This window comes from Celerinatantimonas sediminis (genome assembly GCF_046054195.1).
GTDB lineage: Bacteria > Pseudomonadota > Gammaproteobacteria > Enterobacterales > Celerinatantimonadaceae > Celerinatantimonas.
Genome location: NZ_JBEQCS010000007.1, coordinates 173,669 through 199,065, shown reverse-complemented (window position 1 = coordinate 199,065; position 25,397 = coordinate 173,669). Strand labels below are relative to the sequence as shown.

At 44.8% G+C, this 25,397-nt stretch carries 26 protein-coding genes; 5 read left to right on the top strand and 21 right to left on the bottom strand.

The window, feature by feature from the left end:
- Nucleotides 1-399: 399 nt before the first annotated feature.
- Nucleotides 400-1,266, bottom strand: a complete 867-nt coding sequence (gene pssA, locus ABTQ23_RS10660) for a CDP-diacylglycerol--serine O-phosphatidyltransferase (protein WP_408615696.1) — start codon at nt 1,264-1,266, stop codon at nt 400-402.
- A 156-nt stretch (nt 1,267-1,422) separates the two neighbouring features.
- On the opposite strand from pssA, the gene ABTQ23_RS10655 reads away from it, so the two are divergent.
- A complete protein-coding gene (locus tag ABTQ23_RS10655) occupies nt 1,423-1,704 on the top strand; it encodes a hypothetical protein (RefSeq protein ID WP_408615695.1) in 282 nt (93 codons plus the stop codon).
- Between the two features lie 20 nt (nt 1,705-1,724).
- Here the strand turns inward: ABTQ23_RS10655 and clpB are convergent, their stop codons facing one another.
- From clpB to rluD, 3 genes are all read right to left on the bottom strand, one after another.
- A complete protein-coding gene (gene clpB / locus ABTQ23_RS10650) occupies nt 1,725-4,298 on the bottom strand; it encodes an ATP-dependent chaperone ClpB (protein WP_408615694.1) in 2,574 nt (857 codons plus the stop codon).
- An 84-nt stretch (nt 4,299-4,382) separates the two neighbouring features.
- Complete coding sequence (pgeF, locus tag ABTQ23_RS10645; RefSeq protein WP_408615693.1) at nt 4,383-5,105, bottom strand: peptidoglycan editing factor PgeF; 723 nt, start codon at nt 5,103-5,105, stop codon at nt 4,383-4,385.
- A gap of 18 nt (nt 5,106-5,123) precedes the next feature.
- Nucleotides 5,124-6,095: a 23S rRNA pseudouridine(1911/1915/1917) synthase RluD gene (gene rluD / locus ABTQ23_RS10640; protein WP_408615692.1), complete on the bottom strand. Its 972-nt coding sequence runs from the start codon at nt 6,093-6,095 to the stop codon at nt 5,124-5,126.
- A 127-nt stretch (nt 6,096-6,222) separates the two neighbouring features.
- Between rluD and ABTQ23_RS10635 the strand changes: the two genes are divergently transcribed.
- Nucleotides 6,223-6,963: an outer membrane protein assembly factor BamD gene (locus tag ABTQ23_RS10635; RefSeq protein ID WP_408615691.1), complete on the top strand. Its 741-nt coding sequence runs from the start codon at nt 6,223-6,225 to the stop codon at nt 6,961-6,963.
- Nucleotides 6,964-7,008: 45 nt separating this feature from the next.
- Here the strand turns inward: ABTQ23_RS10635 and ABTQ23_RS10630 are convergent, their stop codons facing one another.
- Nucleotides 7,009-7,347: a P-II family nitrogen regulator gene (locus ABTQ23_RS10630; RefSeq protein ID WP_408615690.1), complete on the bottom strand. Its 339-nt coding sequence runs from the start codon at nt 7,345-7,347 to the stop codon at nt 7,009-7,011.
- 194 nt (nt 7,348-7,541) lie between these two features.
- Between ABTQ23_RS10630 and ABTQ23_RS10625 the strand changes: the two genes are divergently transcribed.
- Nucleotides 7,542-8,012 carry a GspH/FimT family protein gene (locus ABTQ23_RS10625; protein ID WP_408615689.1) on the top strand — a complete coding sequence of 157 codons (471 nt, stop codon included), beginning with the start codon at nt 7,542-7,544 and terminating at the stop codon, nt 8,010-8,012.
- Here ABTQ23_RS10625 and ABTQ23_RS10620 read toward each other — a convergent pair.
- From ABTQ23_RS10620 to murJ, 10 genes are all read right to left on the bottom strand, one after another.
- The gene (locus ABTQ23_RS10620) at nt 7,980-8,405 is read right to left on the bottom strand and encodes a type IV pilin protein (protein WP_408615688.1); all 426 of its coding nucleotides are present in this window, start codon (nt 8,403-8,405) and stop codon (nt 7,980-7,982) included. The genes ABTQ23_RS10625 and ABTQ23_RS10620 overlap by 33 nt on opposite strands.
- Nucleotides 8,390-8,788: a hypothetical protein gene (locus ABTQ23_RS10615; RefSeq protein WP_408615687.1), complete on the bottom strand. Its 399-nt coding sequence runs from the start codon at nt 8,786-8,788 to the stop codon at nt 8,390-8,392. The genes ABTQ23_RS10620 and ABTQ23_RS10615 overlap by 16 nt, the downstream gene beginning before the upstream one ends.
- The gene (locus ABTQ23_RS10610) at nt 8,758-9,669 is read right to left on the bottom strand and encodes a PilW family protein (RefSeq protein WP_408615708.1); all 912 of its coding nucleotides are present in this window, start codon (nt 9,667-9,669) and stop codon (nt 8,758-8,760) included. Before ABTQ23_RS10610 ends, ABTQ23_RS10615 begins: the two co-directional genes overlap by 31 nt.
- Nucleotides 9,669-10,103, bottom strand: coding sequence for a type II secretion system protein (locus tag ABTQ23_RS10605; protein ID WP_408615686.1), 435 nt, complete (start codon nt 10,101-10,103; stop codon nt 9,669-9,671). Before ABTQ23_RS10605 ends, ABTQ23_RS10610 begins: the two co-directional genes overlap by 1 nt.
- A 110-nt stretch (nt 10,104-10,213) precedes the next feature.
- Entirely contained in the window at nt 10,214-11,149 is a 936-nt protein-coding gene (gene ispH / locus ABTQ23_RS10600) for a 4-hydroxy-3-methylbut-2-enyl diphosphate reductase (RefSeq protein ID WP_408615685.1), read from the bottom strand.
- Nucleotides 11,150-11,151: 2 nt separating this feature from the next.
- Nucleotides 11,152-11,592: an FKBP-type peptidyl-prolyl cis-trans isomerase gene (fkpB, locus tag ABTQ23_RS10595; RefSeq protein WP_408615684.1), complete on the bottom strand. Its 441-nt coding sequence runs from the start codon at nt 11,590-11,592 to the stop codon at nt 11,152-11,154.
- Nucleotides 11,589-12,086 carry a signal peptidase II gene (gene lspA / locus ABTQ23_RS10590; RefSeq protein ID WP_408615683.1) on the bottom strand — a complete coding sequence of 166 codons (498 nt, stop codon included), beginning with the start codon at nt 12,084-12,086 and terminating at the stop codon, nt 11,589-11,591. The genes fkpB and lspA overlap by 4 nt, the downstream gene beginning before the upstream one ends.
- On the bottom strand, nt 12,086-14,902 hold the full coding sequence (gene ileS, locus ABTQ23_RS10585; RefSeq protein WP_408615682.1) for an isoleucine--tRNA ligase: 2,817 nt from the start codon (nt 14,900-14,902) through the stop codon (nt 12,086-12,088). The genes lspA and ileS overlap by 1 nt, the downstream gene beginning before the upstream one ends.
- The gene (gene ribF, locus ABTQ23_RS10580) at nt 14,899-15,861 is read right to left on the bottom strand and encodes a bifunctional riboflavin kinase/FAD synthetase (RefSeq protein ID WP_408615681.1); all 963 of its coding nucleotides are present in this window, start codon (nt 15,859-15,861) and stop codon (nt 14,899-14,901) included. Before ribF ends, ileS begins: the two co-directional genes overlap by 4 nt.
- Before the next feature lie 50 nt (nt 15,862-15,911).
- Nucleotides 15,912-17,489, bottom strand: a complete 1,578-nt coding sequence (gene murJ, locus ABTQ23_RS10575; protein ID WP_408615680.1) for a murein biosynthesis integral membrane protein MurJ — start codon at nt 17,487-17,489, stop codon at nt 15,912-15,914.
- Nucleotides 17,490-17,674: 185 nt separating this feature from the next.
- Between murJ and rpsT the strand changes: the two genes are divergently transcribed.
- The gene (gene rpsT / locus ABTQ23_RS10570) at nt 17,675-17,935 is read left to right on the top strand and encodes a 30S ribosomal protein S20 (RefSeq protein WP_408615679.1); all 261 of its coding nucleotides are present in this window, start codon (nt 17,675-17,677) and stop codon (nt 17,933-17,935) included.
- A 52-nt stretch (nt 17,936-17,987) separates the two neighbouring features.
- Here rpsT and ABTQ23_RS10565 read toward each other — a convergent pair whose 3' ends face one another.
- From ABTQ23_RS10565 to nhaA, 4 genes are all read right to left on the bottom strand, one after another.
- Nucleotides 17,988-18,278, bottom strand: coding sequence for an ArsR/SmtB family transcription factor (locus ABTQ23_RS10565; RefSeq protein WP_408615707.1), 291 nt, complete (start codon nt 18,276-18,278; stop codon nt 17,988-17,990).
- A 23-nt stretch (nt 18,279-18,301) separates the two neighbouring features.
- On the bottom strand, nt 18,302-19,198 hold the full coding sequence (nhaR, locus tag ABTQ23_RS10560) for a transcriptional activator NhaR (protein ID WP_408615678.1): 897 nt from the start codon (nt 19,196-19,198) through the stop codon (nt 18,302-18,304).
- A 381-nt stretch (nt 19,199-19,579) separates the two neighbouring features.
- Nucleotides 19,580-19,939 (bottom strand): hypothetical protein, encoded by a 360-nt coding sequence (locus ABTQ23_RS10555; RefSeq protein WP_408615677.1) that lies wholly within the window; start codon nt 19,937-19,939, stop codon nt 19,580-19,582.
- A 10-nt stretch (nt 19,940-19,949) separates the two neighbouring features.
- Nucleotides 19,950-21,152 carry a Na+/H+ antiporter NhaA gene (gene nhaA, locus ABTQ23_RS10550; RefSeq protein WP_408615676.1) on the bottom strand — a complete coding sequence of 401 codons (1,203 nt, stop codon included), beginning with the start codon at nt 21,150-21,152 and terminating at the stop codon, nt 19,950-19,952.
- A 209-nt stretch (nt 21,153-21,361) separates the two neighbouring features.
- Between nhaA and ABTQ23_RS10545 the strand changes: the two genes are divergently transcribed.
- Nucleotides 21,362-22,213 carry a thymidylate synthase gene (locus tag ABTQ23_RS10545; RefSeq protein ID WP_408615675.1) on the top strand — a complete coding sequence of 284 codons (852 nt, stop codon included), beginning with the start codon at nt 21,362-21,364 and terminating at the stop codon, nt 22,211-22,213.
- A 45-nt stretch (nt 22,214-22,258) separates the two neighbouring features.
- Here ABTQ23_RS10545 and lgt read toward each other — a convergent pair whose 3' ends face one another.
- Together lgt and ptsP are read right to left on the bottom strand one after the other, a co-directional pair.
- Complete coding sequence (gene lgt / locus ABTQ23_RS10540; RefSeq protein ID WP_408615674.1) at nt 22,259-23,053, bottom strand: prolipoprotein diacylglyceryl transferase; 795 nt, start codon at nt 23,051-23,053, stop codon at nt 22,259-22,261.
- Between the two features lie 83 nt (nt 23,054-23,136).
- Nucleotides 23,137-25,392: a phosphoenolpyruvate--protein phosphotransferase gene (ptsP, locus tag ABTQ23_RS10535; protein WP_408615673.1), complete on the bottom strand. Its 2,256-nt coding sequence runs from the start codon at nt 25,390-25,392 to the stop codon at nt 23,137-23,139.
- Nucleotides 25,393-25,397 lie beyond the last annotated feature (5 nt).

Genomic DNA, 25,397 nt, shown 5'->3' with positions numbered 1-25,397 from the left:
TTAAATCTTTTTGCAAATCATCTTCTGCGAGTGCCCACACAGATTGCTTGATTAATTGTTAAAGAACGGTTGCTTCTTCGCTCATTTGCCGTTGAAGCGGATGCGCATCTTACGCATCAAGGGAAAGACTGTCAACGATTATTTTCGTTTTTTACTTTCCGTTTCGAGCCAGCCAAACCGGCTTGAAACCTTGAACTGCAACCTCGTGTGAGGTGTGCCGTGTCAGTGGTGGTGCATTATAGGGATACGGCATTTTTACGCAAGTGCTTTTTGTGTTTTTATTGAGAAAACGCAATCGTTCGCTGAGTTTTCATACAAACGGTGTTTTTTTGTGCTTTTTTATACTAAAAAAGCCACCGATGGTGGCTTTTTAATCACTAAATAACAGACTCAAATAAATTAACTTTTCTTCTCGTCTGTATTTTCTATATCTGTCGCATTAGTTGCTTCTTGAGTAGTCTCTTTGCTATCAAGCTCAGTATCTGGTTCATCATCGCTGTCATCATCTTCACCAACGACATGTTTCATTTTAAGCTTACGAACGGTGCGAATGGTATAAACCGGTCCTGAGATGGCATAAATGGTAAAAACGCAAAAGAGAACTAATGCCGGACGCAAGGCAACCACAACGATAACCAAGACTATCAGCAGCACTACAACAAACGGCACTTTGCCTTTAAGATCGATGCCTTTAAAGCTGTAATATCTAAAATTCGATACCATTAGCAGTCCGGCACAAACGGTCAGGATAGCAGCGACATACCGCAAAGAATGCAGTTGTTCTGGATCCCACCCAAAGTTTTGCCCCAGCCAGACCATTCCGGCAACAATCCCAGCAGCCGAAGGACTCGCCAACCCTTGGAAGTAGTGCTTATCAGCTTTACCCACCTGAGTATTAAATCGAGCAAGTCGCAGCGCAGCACTGACGGCAAAGATAAAGGCTGCCAGCCAACCAATTTTGCCTAAATCATGCAAAGCCCAGTTATATGAAACCAACGAGGGTGCGATACCAAATGAGATCATATCTGATAGCGAATCATACTGGACACCAAATGAACTTTCTGTACCCGTCATACGAGCAATACGCCCATCTAATCCATCGAAAATCATCGCAATGAAGACAGCAATGGCTGCCGATTCAAATCGACCATTCATCGATGCTACAACAGCATAAAATCCTGAGAATAAAGCCGCTGTCGTAAAAAGGTTCGGCAACAGATAGATTCCCCGTGCTTTTGCTGAGTTGTTGTTTTTTATTTCACTCATATAATTAACCTAAACCGTGATATGGGGAGCTTGTAAAATGACGAGTAAAATAGCATAACCGTAGTAAATTTACATCGCCTCATATTGTCATTTATCAATTGATGTCTATTGAATAGAAGTTACTATACTGTAATAAAGGTTTGCCAAAGGTGCATTATGACATCAGAACAATTAGCCTCGTTGCTAGAGTTGACATCAGTCCAACTAAGCGCGCTAAAGAAGGTTGAAGCGCGTTATATTGCGTTGTCTGATGACTTGTTTAGCCAAGATCTTTCGGCAAGACAAATGTACAAGCAGTTACGTGGTATAACTCAGCAAAAACACACATCAATCTGTCAATTGCTTAGCCCTAAACAACAAGAGCATTATCTAAGTCTCACCGAGCAAGAACATCAAAAATTTAAAGATGATTTTTGTAAAATAAAAACGGGAGCTTAAACCTCGCTCCCGTTTATCGATTACTGGGTAATCACCAGTTGGTCGTCACTCACACCAATTTTTAATGGTTTTTCTGGCGTAAATTCACCAGATAATAACCCTTCAGCCATTGGGTCCAGAAGTTGGTTCTGAATCACACGTTTCAATGGTCTTGCACCATAAACTGGGTCAAATCCATTATTAGCCAGTTTATCCAAAGCTTCATCAGAGATAGAAACATCAAAGCCTTGTTCTTTTAAGCGTGGCATCAAACCATCAATTTGAATTTTCGCAATTTGACGAATGTTATCTTTATCCAATGGATGGAAGACCACGGTTTCGTCAATACGGTTCAAAAATTCAGGGCGGAAATGATTCGTTAACACGCCCATAATGACCGACTTCATCTGGCTATAGTTGGATTCACTAAAGCCTTCTTGGATAATGTCTGAGCCTAGGTTCGATGTCATAATGATCACCGAGTTACGAAAATCGACCGTACGCCCTTGTCCATCGGTTAAACGACCATCATCAAGCACCTGCAATAGAATATTAAAGACATCGCTATGTGCTTTTTCGACTTCATCAAGCAAAATAACCGAATATGGCCGACGGCGAACGGCTTCAGTTAAATAGCCGCCCTCTTCATAACCAACATATCCCGGTGGCGCACCAACAAGACGAGCAACGGAGTGTTTTTCCATAAACTCAGACATATCGATACGCACCATGGCTTCATCGGTATCGAACATAAACTCTGCCAGCGCTTTACAAAGCTCTGTTTTACCAACCCCAGTTGGCCCAAGGAACAAAAATGAACCAATCGGCCGATGCGGGTCAGATAATCCAGCACGACTACGACGTATCGCATGCGCCACGGCATGAATTGCTTCTTCCTGACCAACCACGCGCTGGTGCAACTCTTCTTCCATACGCAAGAGTTTAGCTCGTTCACCTTCAAGCATTTTGTTCACAGGAATGCCCGTCCAACGAGATAGCACTTCGGCAATTTCGTTTTCTGTCACTTTATGACGTAACAACGTCATATCCTGCATCTCAGCTTGCGATGCTAAATCAAGCTGGCGTTCGAGCTCTGGAATTCGGCCATATTGCAGCTCTGACATACGATTCAGATCGCCTGCTCGACGAGCAACATCTAAATCCAAACGAGCCTGTTCAAGGTCGGATTTAATATGCTGAGTCCCTGACAGCGCCGCTTTTTCCGCTTTCCAAACCTCTTCAAGTTCGCGATATTTTTCTTCGCGCTCTTTGAGCTCTTCTTCAATTTTCGCAAGCCGCCCTTGGCTGGCTGGATCTTCTTCTTTTTGCAGCGCATTCTGCTCAAGTTTGAGCTGAATAATACGCCGATCAAGCCGGTCAAGTTCTTCCGGTTTCGAGTCAATTTGCATACGAATACTGGAAGCTGCTTCATCAATTAAGTCAATCGCCTTATCTGGCAATTGACGATCCGAGATATAACGGTTCGATAAATTAGCTGCCGCTACAATTGCCGGATCGGTAATCTCAACCGAGTGGTGCAATTCGTAGCGCTCTTTCAAGCCACGCAAAATCGCGATGGTATCCTCAACGTTTGGTTCTTCAATCAGCACTTTTTGAAAACGCCGTTCTAATGCAGCATCTTTTTCAATGTACTGACGATACTCATCCAACGTGGTCGCGCCAACGCAGTGCAAGTCGCCACGTGCCAGAGCAGGTTTAAGCATATTCCCTGCATCCATCGCACCATCGCCTTTACCAGCGCCCACCATGGTGTGCAGCTCATCGATAAATAAGATGACCTGCCCTTCTTCTTTAGCAAGCTCATTGAGCACAGCTTTTAGCCGCTCTTCAAATTCGCCCCGGTATTTAGCACCCGCAATCAGGCTACCCATATCCAGAGCCAGAACACGTTTGTGTTTGAGTCCTTCGGGGACCTCGCCATTGATAATACGTTGGGCAAGCCCTTCAGCAATAGCCGTTTTACCAACCCCTGGTTCACCAATCAGAACCGGGTTGTTTTTTGTACGCCGCTGCAAAACTTGAACCGTGCGTCGAATTTCTTCATCACGACCAATCACCGGATCAAGTTTGCCTTGTTCAGCTCGTTCAGTCAGATCAACGGTGTATTTTTCCAATGCTTGGCGCTGATCTTCAGCATTTTGATCGTCAACTTTCTGACCGCCACGAGCTTTTTCAATCGCTTTTTCTAATTTTCCTTTATTGGCACCGACTTCACGTAAAATTTCACCCAGTGGACCTTTGTCATCAATCGCCGCTAATAGGAAAATTTCGGATGAAATATATTTATCTTTGCGTTTCTGAGCAATTTTATCGCACAGATTAAGCAGTGAGATCAGCCCGTTCGATAATTGAATATCGCCCCCAATACCAGTGACTTGGGGTATTTTTTCTAACTCTTTATTCAATTTCGAACGCAGAGCACTGCCTTCAATGCCAGCATCTAACAAGATAGGTCGAATTGATCCCGAATCTTGGTTTAATAACGCCACCATCAGATGGACAGGCTCAATATATTGGTGGTCCCGGCCCAGAGCTAACGACTGGGCATCAGAGATCGCCAATTGGAATTTACTGGTGAATCGATCTAAGCGCATATCGCCTCCACATCAATGACCATTCAATCAATTTAACAATGATGTGGGTATAGCGGAGGCAATATTCAAGAGCAAACGCAAGAATTATTCCAACCAGATAGCTGCCGCCATCCGACCGGTTTGCCCATCTCTTCGATAGGAGAAAAAGTGAGTGGAATCGCGATACGTACAACTCGGATGCACAGCAATTTGCTCAACACCTAGTTGTTGCAATTGTAATTGAGCTAGCAATTTAAGGTCAGCCAAATATCGTTCGCCATCGGCTTTAAAGGCGCTTTGCGCCACCTCTCCCATCTGAGAGCTAAACGCCTGCAGGACATCATCACCGACCTGAAAAGCATCCGGACCAATGGCAGGCCCCAACCAAGCCACCAGCTCATTGCTTGGGCAATCCAATGTATCGACCGCACGTTTGATAATACCACTGGCTAAACCGCGCCAACCACCATGCACGGCAGCAACGGCTCGCCCCTGTGTATCAGCAATTAAAATGGGCAGACAATCTGCAACCATCACGACACACGGGATATTACGCCCACGGGTATAAGCCCCATCAGCCGTAACGCCCTCTTGCGACAATCCAGCATCAACGAGCTCATTGCTATGAACCTGATTTAACCAACAGGGCATACTTGGCAGATGACTGGCAAAATCACGTCGATTACGAGCCACATGCTCTTTCACATCGCCCACGTGAGCGCCGAGATTGTAGCTCTCATAAGGTCCCTGACTGTAGCCTGACAAGCGGTCGGTATAAACCGCTTTCACCGTATCAGGGAAAATTGATTCAATATTATTAACTGCCATGATTTGCCCCCTTAATACTTAAATTTGCCAGTCGTGCGCCTCGCTATCTCGGCGCAGCGCATCGGCAACTTTCACCATATCACTGGGAACATCAGCCTGCCACTGCATCATCTCGCCACTAATTGGATGGGCTAAGCGAAGCATTGCCGCATGCAGTGCTTGGCGCTGAAAATCTCGCAGCACTTGAACAAGCTCATCACTGGCGCCTCTAGGTAAACGCAACCGTCCGGCATAGACCGGATCGCCAACCAATGGGTGACCGATATGAGCCATGTGTACGCGGATCTGGTGAGTACGCCCCGTTTCAAGACGCAGCCGCAACCGAGTATGCTGACGGAATTTTTCAGCAACGCGATAATGTGTAACAGCGGGTCGGCCAAACGGATCGACAGCCATCTGAGTACGTTTAGTTTTGTGTCGTCCGATAGGTTCATCGACTAAACCGCCCGCCGTCATCGAACCAATCGCAATGGCTTCATACTCACGAGTAATTTCTCGTTTTTGCAATGCATCTACTAAATGAGTTTGAGCCGCAACACTCTTAGCCACCACCATCAACCCGGTAGTATCTTTATCTAAACGATGAACAATACCTGCTCTTGCCAAAGTTCGGCTCTGTGGATAGTGATACAAAAGGCCGTTCAAAATAGTGCCTGAATGATTTCCAGCCCCAGGATGCACCACTTGGCCAGCAGCTTTGTTGATCACCAAAATATCATCGTCTTCATAGACAATATTCAGATCAACGGGTTCTGGTTGCCAATCAATGACATCTTCAATGACAGCCTTAAGTGTAAGCGTTTCAAACCCTTGAAGTTTTTCACGTGGTTTATCTGCAACTCGGCCATCGATATAGACCTGCCCTTGAATAATCCACTCTTTAAGGCGTGAACGAGAATAATCGCTAAAGAGCTCGGAAAGCACCTGATCAAGGCGCATTCCGGTATGATCTTCAGCAACTTTGGCCTGTAATTCTATCTGTTGACTCATAGCAACCACTTGTGATTTATATATCTAATTTAGCAAAGTTGGGTATTTTAGCTTTTCTTTTGCAAAAGCATAAAGGATACTTTCATTTTTATGCACACAGTTATTTTAGGAAACTTCCATTCTGCTTATGCGTTATAGTCATATTTTTGCCAGTTTTTCGCTTTGCGTAGCATTGTTAACTGGTTGTTCAAGTACTCATGATAAACCTGCCGTCCCAGATAAACCGGCCGCCCAACTCTACAGCGATGCGCAAGAAGCTTTATCTGTCAGCGATTACAAACGAGCAGAACAATATTTTGAAGCACTTGATAACCGTTACCCTTTTGGCCCGTACGCAACACAAGTCCAGCTCAAACTGATTTACATTTATTACAAACGTGAAGAGACTGAGAAAGCTCTGGCCAATATTGATCAGTTCATTCGCAACAATCCGGTGAATAAATCGCTTGATTATGTTTATTATATGCGAGGCCTGACCAATATCGCGGCAGACTATAACTTTATGCAGTCATTTTTAGGGATTGACCGAGCGAGTCGCGATCCGAGTTATTCAAAAGCGGCATTTAAAGATTTTAAAATCATTGTCGAACATTACCCAAACAGTAAATATGCCGCAGATGCTCGCCAACGGATGATCTCACTCGAAGATAAACTGGCTCGTCATGATATCGACATTGCCCATTATTATATGAAACGAGAAGCTTATTTAGCGGCTATCAACCGAGCGAAGAATATTCTGACAACTTATCCGCAAAGCTCTCAAACAAAAGCGGCTCTTAAAGTAATGGTGGCAGGTTATAAAAAATTAGGCTTACCACAACTGGCCCAACGCAGCCAGAGCGTACTTGATGCTCAGCCTTCTTCTTAAGTTTTAAAGCGCCGATGGCTCCACAATGGAGCCATCGTCATTGAGTTAAATTGCGTCTTGGTCCACTTCACCGGTACGAATTCGAATCGCCCGCTGGATTTCACGCACAAAAATTTTCCCGTCACCGATTTTGCCAGTACGAGCGGTGTGAGTGATAATCTCGATACAGCGTTCGACATCTTCATCTTCAACAACCATTTCAATTTTTGCTTTAGGTAAAAAATCGACTGTGTACTCAGCACCTCGATAGAGCTCTGTATGACCTTTTTGTCGTCCAAAACCCTTCACTTCTGTCACCGTCATTCCTGTAATGCCGACGTTAGCTAATGCTTCTCGAACATCATCCATTTTAAAAGGTTTAATAATTGCAACGACCTGTTTCATATTTGCTCCCTCACTTGTCTTACATATCAATATAGATAAAAGCAGCTGTATGCGACAAACAACTATTGATTTTTATTGATAGAATTAACAATATAAATCACACTCAGCTGTTTACACTATATGCTATGTATTGTGCTCATAACAAACAACATATTGTCAAACCAATAAAAATATCAGGGCTCTCATTAACCGAGATGCTGATAGCTACTTGTCTTATTGCCTTGTTTGCCCGGTTTTCGTTGTCGCCAAATAGTTATTTTATTCAATCCCAACAACTCCAACAAGCTGCTCAATCGTTAATCAGCAGTTTGCGCTGGGCTAAACTTCAAGCACTGCAAACGCAAAATTTTATACAGATTTGTTCATTAAGTAACACTCAAGAGTGCCAAGATTCATGGATAAATCAAATCAGCATTTTTATTGATGAAGATGGAAATGGTGAGTTAAATGGCGAGGATGAGCTTTTAAAAACTATTGAATTACCTCAAGCGGTTCAGATTAATGGCTCCCGTAGCCACATTCGGATTAATAATCGAGGCTTTGCATATGGTTACCAGCAGACGCTTTATCTTTGTGAAAACCAACAAGCGCGAGCTATCACAGTCAGCGCTGTCGCCAATTTCCATGTGAAATCAGCTCAATGCCCCTTGGCAGACGGCGACTGAGCCATCCACCATAGTAACTTCACAAGTGCCATTCACATCCATAGTAATTTGTTCAACTTGCGGGTCGTCGTGCATTTGTGCTGATGAAGGAGTGGCACTTAACGAAGGCGGACTGTCTTCATCATTAGAAGTTAGTGCAAATTGGTAGCCTTCAACACTGCCAGAGGTAAAAGATAGTGCGGCTAAATTAGCAGGCCACTGATCATTGTCCAAATAATACTGCTCCATTGTCTCGCGAAGCGCATACAACTGAACAATCGCCTGCTGACGATGATATTCACCAAGCCAACTGCAATAACTCGGCAATGCCATTAGCATTAATAGCACACTAATAGCCATCGCAATTAAAAGCTCAATTAAAGTCCAACCAGAGCTCTTTACCGATTCATCCATAATAAACTGCCTATAGGCTGGGTAAGCTGACTTTTAGCACATAGCCCAACAGATTCAGGCGGAGATGATTTGATCATACCGACATTGAGCTGATGATTATCAACAACAATACTTGAGGCATAAATACCACATTGGCTTTGACTGTTAAGACACGAACTCTTACAAAGCCATTGCCCAGTCGAATCACTTTGAATATTGGCGCTTACCCATGCTGAACTTTGATTAAACAAATTTATATACGCAATGTTACTACTTCTACTGATCATCACTGTTTCGCCAGCTTGGCGACTAAGCTCAATGATGTTGAGAGTTGCAATCGTCATCACCATTAGCAAAATCAAGATACTGACCATTACAATGCCTGAGTTTGCTCGTCTGAACATGGCGACTCCCCAGGCGACAGAGCAATCAGCTGATTCAATGCAACGCGTCGATAATGATCATTAAATGGCCCGAATGTTTCACCAGCCAGCGTATACTGATTGGTGTTTAAATAGCTTTGATCAGGGCTCAGTGCCTGGGCTAGTATTCCTAGATGAACTATTCGCACTTTCTCCCAGCTTAAGGCATCCATCTGTGAAAGAGTGAGCCAGTTCAATTCACCACTTGACGAGCACAATCCAAACTCCATATTGAGCTGAGTAATCGACTGAATTAAAACACCACCAGTTGCTCCTTTAACGCCATCGGAATCAGCATAAAGTCGCATCAAGCCAACGCTCTCATCGTCATGAACTAAGAAAAACCACTCATTTTGATAAGACCAGTAATAAACTGTTCCATCATTTTGAGTGCTCTGCCAGATGACCCCTTCATCAGGTTTACTGGTAACCGGCCCTGTTAATTCACGCAATTGCAACACGACAGAGTCAGCTAGCAACGGATGTGTTTGCGAGCCTAAGCACCCCAATTCACTGGCATCAGCAGGCGTTGTAAACGCCTCAATCGCTACGGCAAAGCCGTCATCATCAGTGAGTACTGGCAGCTGCGAAAGTTCGCACCAATCTTGATTAAGCGTTGAAAGGTCGGCGTTTTCAAAAAGATAGTTTAATCCGCCCCAACTGCCTGAGTTAGCAATTGAAGAAGCCATTAAATTCATTGCAGCTTCGGCGCGCATGCGAATATTGCTGTACTGGTTGAGGCGTTGTTGCTGCTCAGTTAAGCTCAAATACCAATGATAACCTCCCGCTAAAATCAGCAGCGCCAAACTTAGCGCAATCATTACCTCAAGTAACGAATATCCGAGGCACCGTATACGCTTCATCACATCAGTTGCACTTGTCGAGAAATACTACGAGATGGACACTCGCTCTCACAAGTGTTGCTTTGCCAACGAATCGTCCAATCAGCTAAGCCGGATGCACTAACATTTAAGTTAATTGAAAAATCACTCACATCAAGCTGCTGCTCTTGGATCACTTTAACTAAACCTGCCAAGCGTGAATCATCATCAGAACTACCATCATGGTAGCGCCACTGCCATGAACCATCTGTCAGCCAAATTGTATGTTGGGCTATAGCAAGGGCTAGAATCGAGCGATTAATTGCCTCAATACTTTGCAACTGCTCGTCGCGGCGTTGATCAACCAACATATTTTGCACACTCTGAATCTGCGCGACCATCACCACAGCCAATAACATGCCAGCGACTAACACTTCCACCAGACTAAACCCAAGGTTTTTCACAACAATCATCATCTTAAAATGGCTAGACCATTATTAATATTTTTATCATTAAAGTCAAAAACACTTTTTACAGGCATAAAAAAACCTCCCGCAGGAGGTCTAATTACTTAAGCTAAACGATATTAAATAATACGCAGCTCGCTTGGCACTTCAAAAACAATACTTTCTTCGCGGCCAGAGGCCTCAGTAACAGTTGTGGCACCGAGTTCTTGCAAACGGCTAATGACATCTTCAACTAAGACTTCGGGCGCTGAAGCACCTGCAGTCACGCCAATTTTGCTATCTTGGTTAAACCAATTCGCATCGATGTCTTCAGAGCTGTCAATCAGATAGGCTGGCGTTCCAAGACGAGCAGCTTTTTCACGCAATCTATTTGAATTTGATGAGTTTGCCGAGCCGACAACTAACACCACATCGGCATTTCTAGCCAAATTTGAAACAGCATCCTGACGATTCTGCGTTGCATAGCAGATATCATCTTTACGCGGTCCCTGAATATTCACAAACCGCTCTCGCAGCGCGTCAATCACATCAGAGGTGTCATCAACAGAGAGTGTGGTTTGCGTGCAATAGAACAGATTATCTGGGTTTTTAATCTCTAATCGAGCAACGTCTTCGACCGTCTCAACCAGATAAATCCCGCCATCAGGATTACTATACTGGCCCATCGTACCGTTGACTTCAGGGTGTCCATGATGACCAATTAAAATACACTCTGTACCGCGGCGGCTAGCGCGGGTTACTTCCATATGAACTTTTGTCACCAATGGACATGTTGCATCAAAAATCTTTAGCTGACGCGCTTTCGCTTCTTGACGAACAGCCTGGGCAACGCCATGAGCACTAAAAATACAAATGGCATTTTCTGGAACTTCATCAAGCTCGTCGACAAAAACAGCCCCTCGCTGGCGCAACCCATCCACCACAAAGCGGTTATGAACCACTTCATGGCGAACATAAATTGGCGCTTCAAATAGCTCCAACGCCCGCTCAACAATAGAGATAGCTCTATCGACACCGGCACAAAAACCTCGTGGATTAGCTAAAATAATCTCCACTTTTACCTCCGGTCAGGTGTTTCATAAGAGACGATTTCAACGGCAAACACAATTGGCTCACCCGCCAACGGATGGTTAAAATCGACAGTCACGCTATCGCCTTCTATGGCTTGAATAATCCCTGGCAATTCAGCCCCATTAGGCTGAGAGAACCCCATCACCATGCCAACTTTCAACGCTTCATCCGATGGAAATTGATCGCGAGTAAAATAACTTACCCGTTCACTTAAGTGTTCACCGAACGCCTTGTCAGCGCTAAGCTCCCACTGCTGCTTATCACCTACATTAAGGCCCAGCAGATAATGCTCAAAGCTTGGCGGAAGATGGCCATCACCGATTGTTAAATCAACTGGATGGCCTCGTTCATAGGTTGATTCAACAACCTGTCCATCTGTTTTAACCAGCACAAAGTGCAAACAGACCTTCGAGCCTTGCTCAATCATGATGACTCCTTGGCGTTGCGTTTGCTCGGATGAATAAAGCTATCGAGGATCAATAAAACCGCACCGACACAGATGCAGCTGTCAGCAACATTAAATGCCGGCCAATGATAACCGCCATAATGCGCATCCAGAAAATCGATTACATAACCGTATAATAAGCGATCAATCACATTGCCCAACGCGCCACTGATAATCAGCGCGTATCCGGCGGCACTTATCGGTTGATGCTTTTTCATCCGCTTAAGACAAAAGACCAAGAATAAGCAGACCACCACCGCTAATACGGTAAAGAACCAGCGCTGCATCCCACCTTGAGAATCTAGAAAGCTAAAGGCCGCGCCATAATTATGGACATAAACCAGATTAAAGAAACTGGTGACGGGCTTAGACTCAAACAATGCCATCGAGCCGGCCACCACATGCTTGCTAATCTGATCGATGAGCAACATCACAGCGCTGAGCCACAGCCAGCGCAATGCATTAGAGCGAACCATTAAGCAAATTTACGCTGTTCACCAGCGCCTGCTACGTTCGTGGCACAACGGCCACACAAAGTCGGATGCTCAGGGTCTGCACCAACATCAGTGCGATGCTGCCAGCAGCGTTCACATTTCTCACCCGGTGCTTTTTCAACGAGCACTTTAAGTCCATCCAGCTCAGTATCCTGCGCATTGTCTGGCGCCTCGGATAAATCGCTAACGGATGCATCACTGGTAAGTAACACAAAGCGCAGTTCGTCTTCTAAATGCTCTAAATCAGCTTTGAGTTTACCAGTTGCAAACAAGGTAACTTTGGCTTCTAGCTGGCCACCAATCTGTTTGTCATTACGGGCTTGTTCAAGGACTTTGTTCACTTCATCGCGCGCATTTTGAATTTCTTGCCAGAATCGGTCAGCTTGAGAGTCGACCTGACAGCCAAAGTCTTCATACCAAGTACCAGTGAAAACAAATTCATCTCGCTCACCTGGTAGCGCTTGCCAAATTTCATCCGCAGTAAAGCTCAAAATTGGCGCAATCCAGCGCGTTAGAGCCTCAGCGATATGGTACAAAGCACTCTGACAAGAACGACGTGCGTGACCATCTGCTTTCGCGGTGTATTGACGGTCTTTGATGATATCCAGATAAAAACTACCCAATTCAATTGAGCAGAAATGCATCAGTGTCTGATATACAACATGGAACTGATAGTTTTCATACGCTTCAACAATAGTCTGTTGAGTGGCAACAGCGCGCTGTAGCATCCAGCGGTCCAACTCAACCATATCATCGGTGGCAACCATATCTGAAGTTGGTTCAAAACCACTTAAGTTGGCCAACAAGAACCGTGATGTATTACGGATACGACGATAAGCATCGGCGGCATGTTTGATAATTTCATCAGACACGGTCATTTCAGCTGTGTAGTTGGTTGATGCAATCCACAACCGCAAGATATCAGCACCTAATTTGTTCCAGATGTCTTGAGGGGCAATCCCATTACCTAGCGATTTAGAGAATTTTTTCCCTTCACCATCAACGGTAAAACCATGAGTCAACACCTGTTTGTATGGTGCACGGCCATGAATCGCGGTTGAAATCATCAACGAAGACTGGAACCAACCTCGATGCTGGTCAGAGCCTTCCAGATACATATCGATATCGCGACCGGCGAGCTCTTCACGCTCACTGGCAACACTAAAGTGAGTTGAGCCTGAATCGAACCAGACATCCAACGTATCTTGCACTTTGCGATAATCTTTGGCTTCTTCCCCGAGTAAATCTTCTTCGGTTAAATCAAACCAAGCCTGAATACCGGATTTTTCAACGCGTTTAGCCACTTCTTCCATCAACTCGACGCTGCGAGGATGAATCTCGTTGGTTTCTTTGTGCACAAACAAAGCAATTGGCGTACCCCACGTGCGCTGACGAGAGATACACCAGTCAGGACGGTTGGCGACCATCGATTCAATTCGATTTTGTCCCCAAGCAGGGATCCAGCGAGTTTCTTCAATTTCGCTTAAAGCTTGAGCACGCAATCCAGTTTTATCCATGCCAATAAACCACTGCGGCGTAGCACGGAAGATAATTGGCGTTTTATGGCGCCAGCAATGAGGATAACTGTGCACGATTTTATCTAAATAAAATAAATTCTTTTTCTCACGCAGCAGATCAAAAATAGCATCGTTTGCTTTGAAGATATGCATTCCTTCAAAATAAGGCGTGCCGGGTAGATAAACACCCGTAGGGCCTACGATGTCACGCGATTCAACATTGTATTGCTGGCAAACAACATAGTCGTCTTGACCATGAGCAGGCGCGGTGTGAACACAACCAGTACCTGATTCAGTGGTGACATGGTCACCTAAAATAATTGGCACCTGATAATCGTTAAACGGATGGTTCAACTGCAGCAGTTCAAGATCTTGGCCCATGCATGAACCTAACACTTTGTATGCTTCGATTCCCACGCGCTGCATCATTGGCTCAAGTAAATCTTCAGCACAAACAATCCGCTCAATGCCATCAAGGCCATTGATTTCAACCAAGACATAACTCAGACGAGCGTTTAATGAAACAGCACAGTTAGCCGCAAGTGTCCAAGGCGTTGTCGTCCAAATGACAACAGAGACAGGGCCTTCCCCGACAGTTGTGCCAAATTTACTGGTCAACTCAACAGGGTCTGCTGCTGGAAAGCGCACATCAATGGCGAAACTTTCACGGTCTTCGTATTCAACTTCAGCTTCTGCCAGTGCTGAACCACAATCTAAACACCAATGCACAGGTTTAGAACCGCGCAATAGGTGGCCATTCTCAACAATTTTAGCCAAAGCACGGATAGTATTGGCTTCGGTTTTAAAATCCATGGTGCGATAAGGATTTTGCCAATCGCCAATCACTCCCATACGGATAAAGTCTTTGCGCTGACCATCAATCTGTTTGGCAGCATATTCACGGCATTTTTCGCGAAATTCAGCAGCGGTCACTTTACGACCAGGTTTACCAACCTTTTTTTCTACCTGAAGTTCAATCGGCAACCCATGGCAATCCCAACCTGGAATATATGGAGCATCATAATCAGAGAGCGTTTTCGATTTAATAATGAAGTCTTTTAAGATTTTGTTAACCGCATGGCCTAAATGAAGGTTGCCGTTCGCATAAGGAGGACCATCATGCAAAATGAAGGATTTTTTCCCTTTTTTGGCGGCCCGGATAGCCTGATATAAGCCTTTTTCTTGCCAACGTTGCAACATGGCTGGCTCACGTTTAGCCAGATTGCCTCGCATCGGAAAGTCGGTGCTTGGCAGATTTAACGTATCTTTATAATCGCTCATCGATCCACAGTTCCAGTTAGATAATCTTGGTTATTAAACCAAATTCTTGCCCGTCGAATATCCGCGTCAACTTGTGTTTTTAACGCATCCAACGAATCAAATTTTACTTCGTCTCTTAATTTCCAAAGTGGTTCAACCACTAAGCGCTGTCCATACAAAGACAGCTTTTGATTTAGAATATGTACTTCTAAAAGCAAATCGCGACCATTAGCGGTCGGTCGTTTGCCTAAATTAGCAATTGCAGGCCAGCACACTTCTTGCCCATTGAGCTGTCGCACCAGTACCGCATAAACGCCGCGCAACGGACTTGAGCCTCGAGGAAGGCGCAGATTGGCAGTTGGGAATCCTAACGTTCGACCCAACTGCTGGCCGTAACTGACTTTGGCGCTAATTTGATAGCGTCGCCCCAGCCATTGACTCACTCTGTCGAAATCACCGTCATGTAAGCCTTGGCGAATGCCTGTGCTACTAACCCGCTGACCTTTTTGACAAAAAGACTGAGTATTTTGCACTGAAAAGCCATATTGCTCGCCCGCTTCACACAGCATCGCATAATCACCTCGGCGAGCTTTACCAAAGCGAAAATCATCACCGATCACTAAGTGGTTGACCGCAAGCTTTTTGACCAACAGTTGCTCAATAAATTGCTCTGCGCTAAAAGAGGAAAACTGCTGACAAAAACGCACAACAAGCAGCTGGTCAACACCAAGTGCCGCTAGCTGACAATATTTATCACGAAATGAACTGATCCGCTCTGGTGCTTTATCTGGCGCAAAAAATTCCATCGGTTGTGGTTCAAAAAGCATCACAGTTGCTTTTTTACCGCAGGCCCTAGCTTTTTCTAATAATTGCGTAATTACCTGCTGATGACCGCGATGGACACCATCAAAGTTGCCAATCGTTAACACGCTACCAGCATGTTCAGCTCGAATGTTGTCTATGCCTCGGATCAGTTTCATCAATCAATACAGCCTAATCTCACGACGCTAAACGCCGAATTATAGCTTGTTTATTCGTCAGATACAGCCCCGCTGGAGCTTTTCAAATGGGATAATCTTCCCCCCAAGGCTACCAGAGATACCCCATAGACGACAATCGCTGCGACAATTCCTCCAACTAACCAATACAAACTGCGAATAAAAGTTAGATGTATCCAGTTATTCCATGAGGGAAGAAAATAATAAAGTCCCGCCGCCATAATGATACTCGCCAGTGCAACTCGGGCTAAAAATAGCCAGCTGTAGCGACTAATTCGATACACACCTGCTTTGAGCAAACCGCGATATAACAAACATGCATTTAAACACGCAGACAAAGCAGTGGCCATCGCCATACCGATGTAGCCAAATGGGACAATAAAGATCCCATTTAAAACAATATTCGTCACCATCGCAATCACTCCGTAGCGAACTGGCGTACGGGTATCTTGGCGAGCATAAAATCCAGGTGCAAAAATTTTGATCAGCATGAAGAACAACAACCCACAAGAAAAGGCGATCAAGCTATAAGTTGCATGGTGAACATCGCTGGCATCAAAAGCACCGCGCATAAACAAAACGCGCAACATGGGTGTGGATAGAATAATCATCCCGGCCATCGCAGGGATCCCTAATAAACCAACCATACGCACGGCCCAATCCATGGTGCGAGCAAATTCCTCGGGATTTTTATCGACATGACGCTCTGACAGGCTCGGTAAAATGACCGTTGCGATAGCGATTCCAAATAACCCTAACGGAAACTCCAATAACCGGTCTGAATAATACAGCCAACTAATCGAGCCACTGACTAAAAAGCTTGCCATAAAGGTGTCAAACAACAAATTGATTTGACTTACTGACACCCCAAATAATGCTGGCAACATCAATTTACGAATTTGCGTGACGCCAGGATGCTTCCAGCCCCAGCGCGGCCAGCGCAACATTTTAAGGCGCAATAGAAACGGCAGTTGAAATAAAAACTGTAAAAGCCCGCCAAAAAACACCCCCCATGCCAGACCAACTTCAGGCTGAGCCAAATGAGGCGCGTAGTAGATCGCGGCAACAATCATCGCAACATTTAAAAATACCGGAGTAAACGATGCAACCGCAAAACGGCCAAAGCTATTTAAAATAGCTCCAGCCATCCCCGTAAAGGTGATGAACCACAGATATGGAAAGGTGATTTTTAATAATAAAGAAGCGAGTACAAATTTATGCCCATCTGGGCCATTGTGTAACCAATCGATAAACCAACCGGTACCAAAAATCATGGCCACAACTGGCGAGGCAATCATCCCAATTAAGGTAACTATCGTTACAATCAGCCCTAAAGTCCCGCTGACGCGCGCCACGAGCTCCCGTAGTTCGTCCTCTTGCTCTTGCTGTTTGTATTGCGTAAAAACTGGAATGAATGCTTGAGCAAAAGCGCCTTCGGCAAATAATCGCCGCAAAAAATTGGGAATGCGGTTAGCGAAAAAGAATACATCAGCGGCCGTGCCAGCTCCGAGCAAATTGGCCACCACAACATCACGAATTAACCCCAACATGCGCGAGATTAACGTCATGGAACTCACAATTGCGCCAGATTTTAATAATTTTTTACTCAAATTTGCTGTTACCTCGATAATCAGCCATGACTTGGGCGCCAGAAGCTGCTAAAATTGCGCCCCAGTTTAACCTTGTGCGGTAAGAAATAACAGATGATCGCGACTTGGTTAAATTTTGTTTGACATCACACGAGAAAAAAGGCATATTCCACGGCCTTTAAGAGATTCGAGTTCGGGAGTAAACCTTGGCTAATATTAAGTCAGCTAAAAAACGTGCTGTACAGGCTGAAAAACGCCGTAAGCACAATGCTAGCCGCCGCTCCATGATGCGTAGCTACATTAAAAAAGTAGTTGCAGCTGTTGCAGCAGGCGATAAAGAAACAGCGCAAGGCGCTTTGAAACAAGCGCAGTCAGTTCTGGATCGTGCCGCAACTAAAGGCCTGATTCATAAAAATAAAGCAGCTCGTCATATGAGTCGCTTGAACGCTCAGATCAAAGCGCTGTAAGCTTTTTGATCGACAAAAAGCCGGCTTTAGCCGGTTTTTTTGTGCCTGTGATTTAGCAATAAAGCTGATGCAGTAGCTTTAAAACCGCTTTAGCGTTATCACTGGCAATAGAATAATAGATTGTCTGCGCTTCTTTGCGAGTTTTAACAATACCTTCCCGGCGCAACCATGCTAGATGTTGAGACAGAGCCGACTGACTCAACTCAACACACTGATTGAGTGCCCCAACTGAATATTCACGTTCAATTAGATAACACAGAATAATCAATCGGTGCTCATTAGCCAGGGCTTTTAGTAAAGCTAAGGCTGGAGCAGAATTTGCCTGCATATCCTGCATCGACAATGTTATCTCTTGTTCACTCATCGCTAATTGATTCCAGCAAATAATTCACTAAAATTTTGCTCACAGAGTCGTTTAACAGCGGGATGCTGGATCATCCTTTGAGCAAAAATGACATAATACTCTTCTTTTATCGCTTCAGTTGTCCCAAGTTGATAGACGCGGCCATCGCGCATAATATCCTCGGTATAGATAGATGGTGCGACGAAAATGCGCCCTTTTTGACAACCAAATGCCGTCATTAGCGCCGCATCGTCAAACTCACCCATAACTTTGACACTCAGTCCCTGCTCTTCAAACCAGCTCAGAAGTTTTCGCCCAAGGGCGCTACGCCGCGAAGGAATCAGCAGTGGCCGAGTCTCAAGACACGCGGGAAAGGCAGGCTCGCTCAATGGCTCCGAGCTAAAAAAAGCAACCCCACACTCACCCAGCCATTTACTAAATAAAGTATCTTGCTTATCGCTGTCAAGCGCACAATCTGAGAGGATCATATCCAGTTTATGCTCGCTTAATTGCCCCAATAACATCTCGTGAGTAGATTCGATACAGCGCAATTGTAAGCGACCATCGTTAGGAATAACCGACTCTAAAACCTTTGCCGCCAATGATTTACTCAGTGCATCGGCAACACCAACTTCAAATAGCTGATTTTCCTGTCCTGAATAGTTAATAATGTCCATCATTTCATAGCTTAATGAAAACATCTTATCAGCATATTTGAAGACTAATTGGCCAAGTTCGGTTGGCAATAACTTAGGGCCTTTGCGGATAAACAGAGCGCCTTTGAATCGCTCTTCCAAGAGTTTTATCTGCCCAGTAACCGTTTGCGGCGTTAAAAATAGTGCCTGAGCGGCCGCAGTGACAGACCCTCTTTTATAGGTCATCCAGAAATAATAAAGGTGATTATAATTCAGATGCGCCATATTGAACCAATCAACAAATTTACCACCCACTACTGCTTTGCATCAGCATCCCTCGTGTGCTATTGATACCACCCAGAGGTCTTTTAATGCAAAAAGCTGTATTAGTAAGCCATGAATTAACAAATAAGTTAATGATATTACAGTTTAGTTTCAAGAAGGTCTACAACTGATAATTTTCTGAACAGCTCATCGCTTAAGCGCTCTTTCAAGCAAAGAGTGAAAATCAACAAACAATAGCAACGAGCAACAAGACGCATCTGGCAACGCGCCGCGCAAAATCAATGCCTCTATACGCAAAGGAGCCGCAAAGCTCCTTTGCTTAAAATGGCTCGCAGATTCGCGTAAAACTAATCACAGAAGATCTTCAGCCCTATGAATGGGTTAATCACAGCCATTTAATTTCTTCAGTTCACTTTCCAACCAAATTCGTTGATTCGGCAAAAGATTTTGCTTTTTAGCCCAATTTTGCCAATGAATCATCGTATTTTGGTCACAGTATTGCCCCAATGCCCACTGATAGCGTTGTCCTCCTCGAGATTTCAGCGCTCGTTCACTAAATGCATCTTGCATATCTGATTGGGCTTTAAGCTCATTTAAGCTATCAACCACGCCTTGCAGATAAGCCTTACATAACTGAGGCTGCTTTTGACAGTCATATGGATTATGCATCTGTGCCTGAACCGGAAGCCCCAACATCGCCCCGACTAAGGCAAAAATACTAATCGCGAGTTTTTTGACCATGGATTGCTCCTTAGTGATCTGCTGGTGAAGAAGTCTCCAATGCTGACTGTATCTGCGGCTTGTGCGTTGTAGCTCTTAGCAGCACATAACCACAACAGGCAGCAAAAAATGAACCAAGCAAAATCGCTAGCCGGGCTTGGTCAATCTGTGCTTGCATTCCAGGATAAGCCAGCGAAGTGATAAAAATTGACATGGTAAAACCGATACCAGCTAATACACTGGTTGCAAAAAGCTGCTTAAACTGCGTTCCATGAGGCAATTTGGCAGCTTTTAGTTGAATAGCCAGATAGCTTGCTAGAAAAATTCCCACAGGCTTACCAATAAATAAACCGAGCATTACCCCTAATGAGAGCGGTAAATGAAATACTGATTCAGCATCAACCAAGTTAATACCCGCATTAGCAAATGCGAATATTGGCAAAATGACATAACCTGAAATGGAGTGCAAAGAATGCTCTAAACGCTCTAGTGGCGAATGCTCATGGCCTTTGACATGCAGTGGAATGGTCAGCCCTAACAACACCCCTGCAATGGTGGCATGCACACCTGATTTAAGTACCGCGACCCATAAAATAATTCCTAACAACATATAAGGTGTGAGTGAGCTGCATCCGCGTTTATTTAAAATAATCAGGCCAATCAGCGCCACTGCCGCACAAGCAAGAGCCACAACAGACATCCCGTGGGAGTAAAAAATTGCGATGATAATCACCACTCCCAGATCATCAGCAATCGCCAGTGCCAAAAGGAACACTTTCAGGCTGCTAGGAACACGTTTACCTAACAACGCCATAATTCCTAAGGCGAACGCAATATCGGTCGCCGCCGGAATCGCCCAACCATTTTTAAGCGTTGGGTCACCATGATTAAACATTAAAAAAATCAGAGCCGGCACAATCATCCCGCCCAAAGCGGCAAATATTGGCAAGCTTGCTTTGTCTCGGCTAGAAAGCTCGCCTTCTAGCACTTCGCGTTTAACTTCAAGACCAATCACCAAAAAGAATATCGCCATCAGGCCATCATTGACCCAGAGCAACAGTGGTTTTTCAATATTCAATGATGCAACGCGAACCTGCACAGGCATATCAAACAGATGCACATAGAGATGGTTCAAGGGCGAATTGGCCATGACCAACGCGACGATGGCAGCGATAATTAATAAAATGCCGCTGGCAGCTTCCATTTTTAAGAAACGATCTATAAATCCCCGCACATTCATTCCCCACGATTGACTCGACGAATCATTAGTTTAGCGGCTTTGTATCTATAAAAAACTCACTTCTAATTGAGATCATTTAAGGTTTAACCGAATATTAATAATAAATAACCGACTCTCTAACGACACAAAGATTGCCTAACCACTCATAAAACTTAGGCTAGCATGTTAGAATTCACCACCCTTGAGACAAAAAACTATTTTCTATGAAGCAATATCTCGATTTATGCCGCCGGATCATTGACGAAGGTGTCTGGGTAGATAATAAGCGCACAGCCAAACGCTGCTTAACCGTTATTAATGCCGATCTCTGCTATGACGTCCAAAATGGTGTTTTTCCATTAGTTACAACTCGAAAAAGCTTCTGGAAAGCAGCCGTTGCGGAGATGATAGGTTATCTACGTGGATACGCCAGTGCAGCTGATTTTCGTCAAATAGGCACCAAAACGTGGGATGCCAACGCCAACGAGAACCAAGACTGGCTCAATAACCCTCATCGAAAAGGCGAAGATGATATCGGTGAAGCTTATGGTGTTGTTGCCAGAAACTGGCGCTGTGCTGATGGCTCACGAATCGACTTATTGCAACAGATTGTAGATGACCTGACTCGTGGCCAAGACAATCGAGGTGAGATACTGACGTTTTATAATCCAGGGGTATTTGACCGGGCGTGTCTGCGGCCATGCATGTATAGCCACCATTTTTCACTGCTTGGCGATACATTGTATTTAAATAGCACCCAGCGCAGTTGCGATGTGCCTCTGGGGCTTAATTTTAATATGGTTCAGGCTTATTTCTTGCTCGCGATTATGGCGCAAATCACTGGCAAGAAACCGGGTAAGGTCTACCATAAAATTGTAAATGCGCACATTTATGAAGACCAACTAGAACTGATGAGAGATGTCCAGCTAAAAAGAGAGCCACTGCCAGCGCCGACTTTTCATATCAATCCTGAGATTAAAACTCTTAAAGATTTGGAAAGCTGGGTCACACTGGATGATTTTAAAGTCGAAGGCTATCAGCATCACGAACCAATCAAATACCCATTCTCAGTTTAAGAAAATACAAAAGAGGTCATCGACCTCTTTTGTAATCCAGACCGATTAAGAACGTTTAGCTCGGCGATATGCCCATATGAGGACCCAAGCACCAATAATAATCATTGGGACCGATAGAATTTGCCCCATGGTCGTACCAAAGCTAAAGAATCCTAACTGCGGATCTGGTTGGCGGAAGAACTCAGCGAAACAGCGAAAACAGCCATAAATCAGCAAAAACATCCCCGACACTGCACCCATTGGGGGTTTGCGCCGTGAATAGACTTGCAAAATAATAAGCAGTAATACGCCCTCTAATAAGAATTCATAAAGCTCTGACGGGTGACGAGGCAACGGGCCTGCATCAGGGTATATCAACGCCCATGGGACATCGGTAACCCGACCCCATAACTCGCCATTAATAAAGTTACCAATTCGCCCAGCACCTAGACCAAAAGGTACTAAAGGGGCAACGACATCCGCAACTAAGAAGAAATGACGATGCGTCTTGCGGGCAAAATAGAGCATTGCCAAAATTACGCCAATTAAGCCGCCATGGAATGACATGCCACCATCCCAGATTTTAAAGATATACAACGGATGAGAGATAAATAGCGGCAGTTGATAAAACAGAACGTAGCCAATGCGGCCACCTAAAATCACACCTAAAAAGCAGTAAAACAGCAAGTCGCTAACCTGATTGCGGTTCCAATCGTTATCATCTCGGTCGGCGTAACGATTGGCACAAAACAGTGCAAAGATAAAACCGACCAAGTACATCAAACCATACCAGTGAACCTCAATAGGTCCGATGGAAAATGCAACCGGGTCGATATGCGGATAATGCCAGTATGTCCTCACAAGAAAGCCCTTCTACCAAACAACGTCGTCAAAAAGAGGTGTTGATTGTGCAAGGTTCCTTGGCAGAACACAAGTGCTTGCAACTAACGATGCCCTCGGACTAAATGCAACAGGTCGCGCTTCTCTAAGTAATCAGACAAGATTGTCTGCACCTGTTCACGGTTACCAGCACTCAGTAATGGCTCTTTGAGCGCGCTCAATTCACTTAAATCGACACGACGAATCAGATATTTGATTTTAGCCAGATTAAAGCTGCTCATACTAAGATGACGATACCCTAAAATCAGTAATGCTATCGCGCCAATTGGATCCCCGGCCATCTCACCACAAACACTTACACTGGAGTTAAGTACTTGACCTTGAGTATGGATGTAATTTAAAGCTCGAATCACTGCGGGATGGCACGTTGAATAAGCGCCGCTCACACGCTTGTTATTGCGATCCACAGCCAATAGATATTGCGTTAAATCATTCGAGCCTACTGACCAAAAAGCGACCTTTTGCGCAAGCTCTGGCAAAATGAATAACGCCGAGGGCACCTCAATCATCACACCGAGCTTCGGCCTTGAGATACCCACTTTATCAGGATTTTCCTCTAAGATTTCAGCCCAAGCACGGTCCAATAAGCCGATTGCCTGCTCGACTTCCTGAATAGAGCTTATCATCGGCAGCATAATCGACAGATTTGGATAGACCAATGCCGCTCGATACATCGCCCGACATTGCACCATGAAAATTTCAGGGTGATCCAGCGTCATACGAATGCCGCGCCAGCCTAAAAATGGGTTTTCTTCATGAATGGGGAAATAAGGCAATTGCTTATCGCCACCGACATCAAGAGTACGCATGCAAACGGGCTTGCCATGATAACTGGCCAAAATTTTAAGATAGCTCTGATATTGCTCCGCCTCTGATGGAAAGCGGTTCTGCAATAAAAATGGAACTTCGGTGCGATACAATCCAACGCCATCGGCAACACTTTCAGCCCTATCGGCATCGGTACTTAATCCAGCATTGACCAGTAATTCAATCGCTTGTCCATCTAGGGAAATTGCAGGGGCATGAAGCTCTTGATTAATCTGAGCATTCATCACCTCTTCTTGGCGCAATAATTGGCGATATTCACTGCGTAAAATCACATCTGGCTCAACAAATATATTGCCCGTGTAACCATCAATAATTAAAAAGCGTTGCGCCAACAAAGCAATGTCCGCACTCACCCCCATCACGGCAGGGATCCCCATGGTGCGCGCTAAAATCGCCGCATGCGAATTACTCGTGCCGCGCTGAGCCACAATTCCGGCAAGCCGCTCACGAGGAATATCACCCAACATGGTCGCGGTGACTTCTTCGGCAACGAGGACAAACGAGCGCTGCGGGAATTGGTTAAACTGAGGCTGATTTAAGTGCATTAATAAGCGCTGACATAGATCTTTCAGATCCACAGCTCGCTCTTTTAAATAATTATCGCTGAGCGCTTCAAACTGCTTGAGATATTCTTTATACACCAACTGCAAAGAGCTTAACGCGCTATAGCCTTGCTTAATTTTTAAACGCAGCGATTTAACAAAGCTGACATCATTAAGCATGCCCTGATAAACTTCGAAAATGGATAGAACATCTCGCGGCAGCTGTTTACCAAGGCGCAAAGTCATCGCCTCAAGATCTGAGCGCGTTTTAGCAAACGCATTCTCTAATAACTCAAGCTCTGCATCAATTTGTGTCGTTGTTTCTATTTCAAGTTCAGTTAATTCAACCGGCGGCTGTAAAACCCAGCCTTGTGCCATCCCTATTCCAGAAGCACCTGCAATACCACGAATCGTTGCCCGTGGTAATGACTGCGATTTTTGCATCATTTCGGCTAAATCGACATGGCGTAAAGTACTCGATAGGTGAGCGGCTAAGGTCACTAAAAAAGCTTCTTCGGTATCGCTAAATGAGCGCACTTCAGATTGCTGTACAACCAATACACCCAATAATTCTCGGTGATAAATAATCGGTGTACCCAGAAACGATTTAAACGAATCTTCTTTCGCTTCGGGCAGGTATTTAAAACTCGGATGCTGATACACATCGGCAATATTAAGAGGCTCTTCGCGCCGAGCGACCAGCCCAACGACCCCTTCGTCAAAACTTATCCATGTTCGTCCAACTGCCGACTGAGCTAAGCCATCGCTACCGCGTAACACTAAACGTTGATGTTTATTATCCGCCTGATAAACACTACAGCAATCAACCTGCATAGTGGCTCGCACTTCGCTCACCAAGAAGTGGATAGCTTGTTCAAATGAAGACGCCTGGGCCACGCGTTCGATGACTCTTCGCAACTCGGTTAACAACGAAC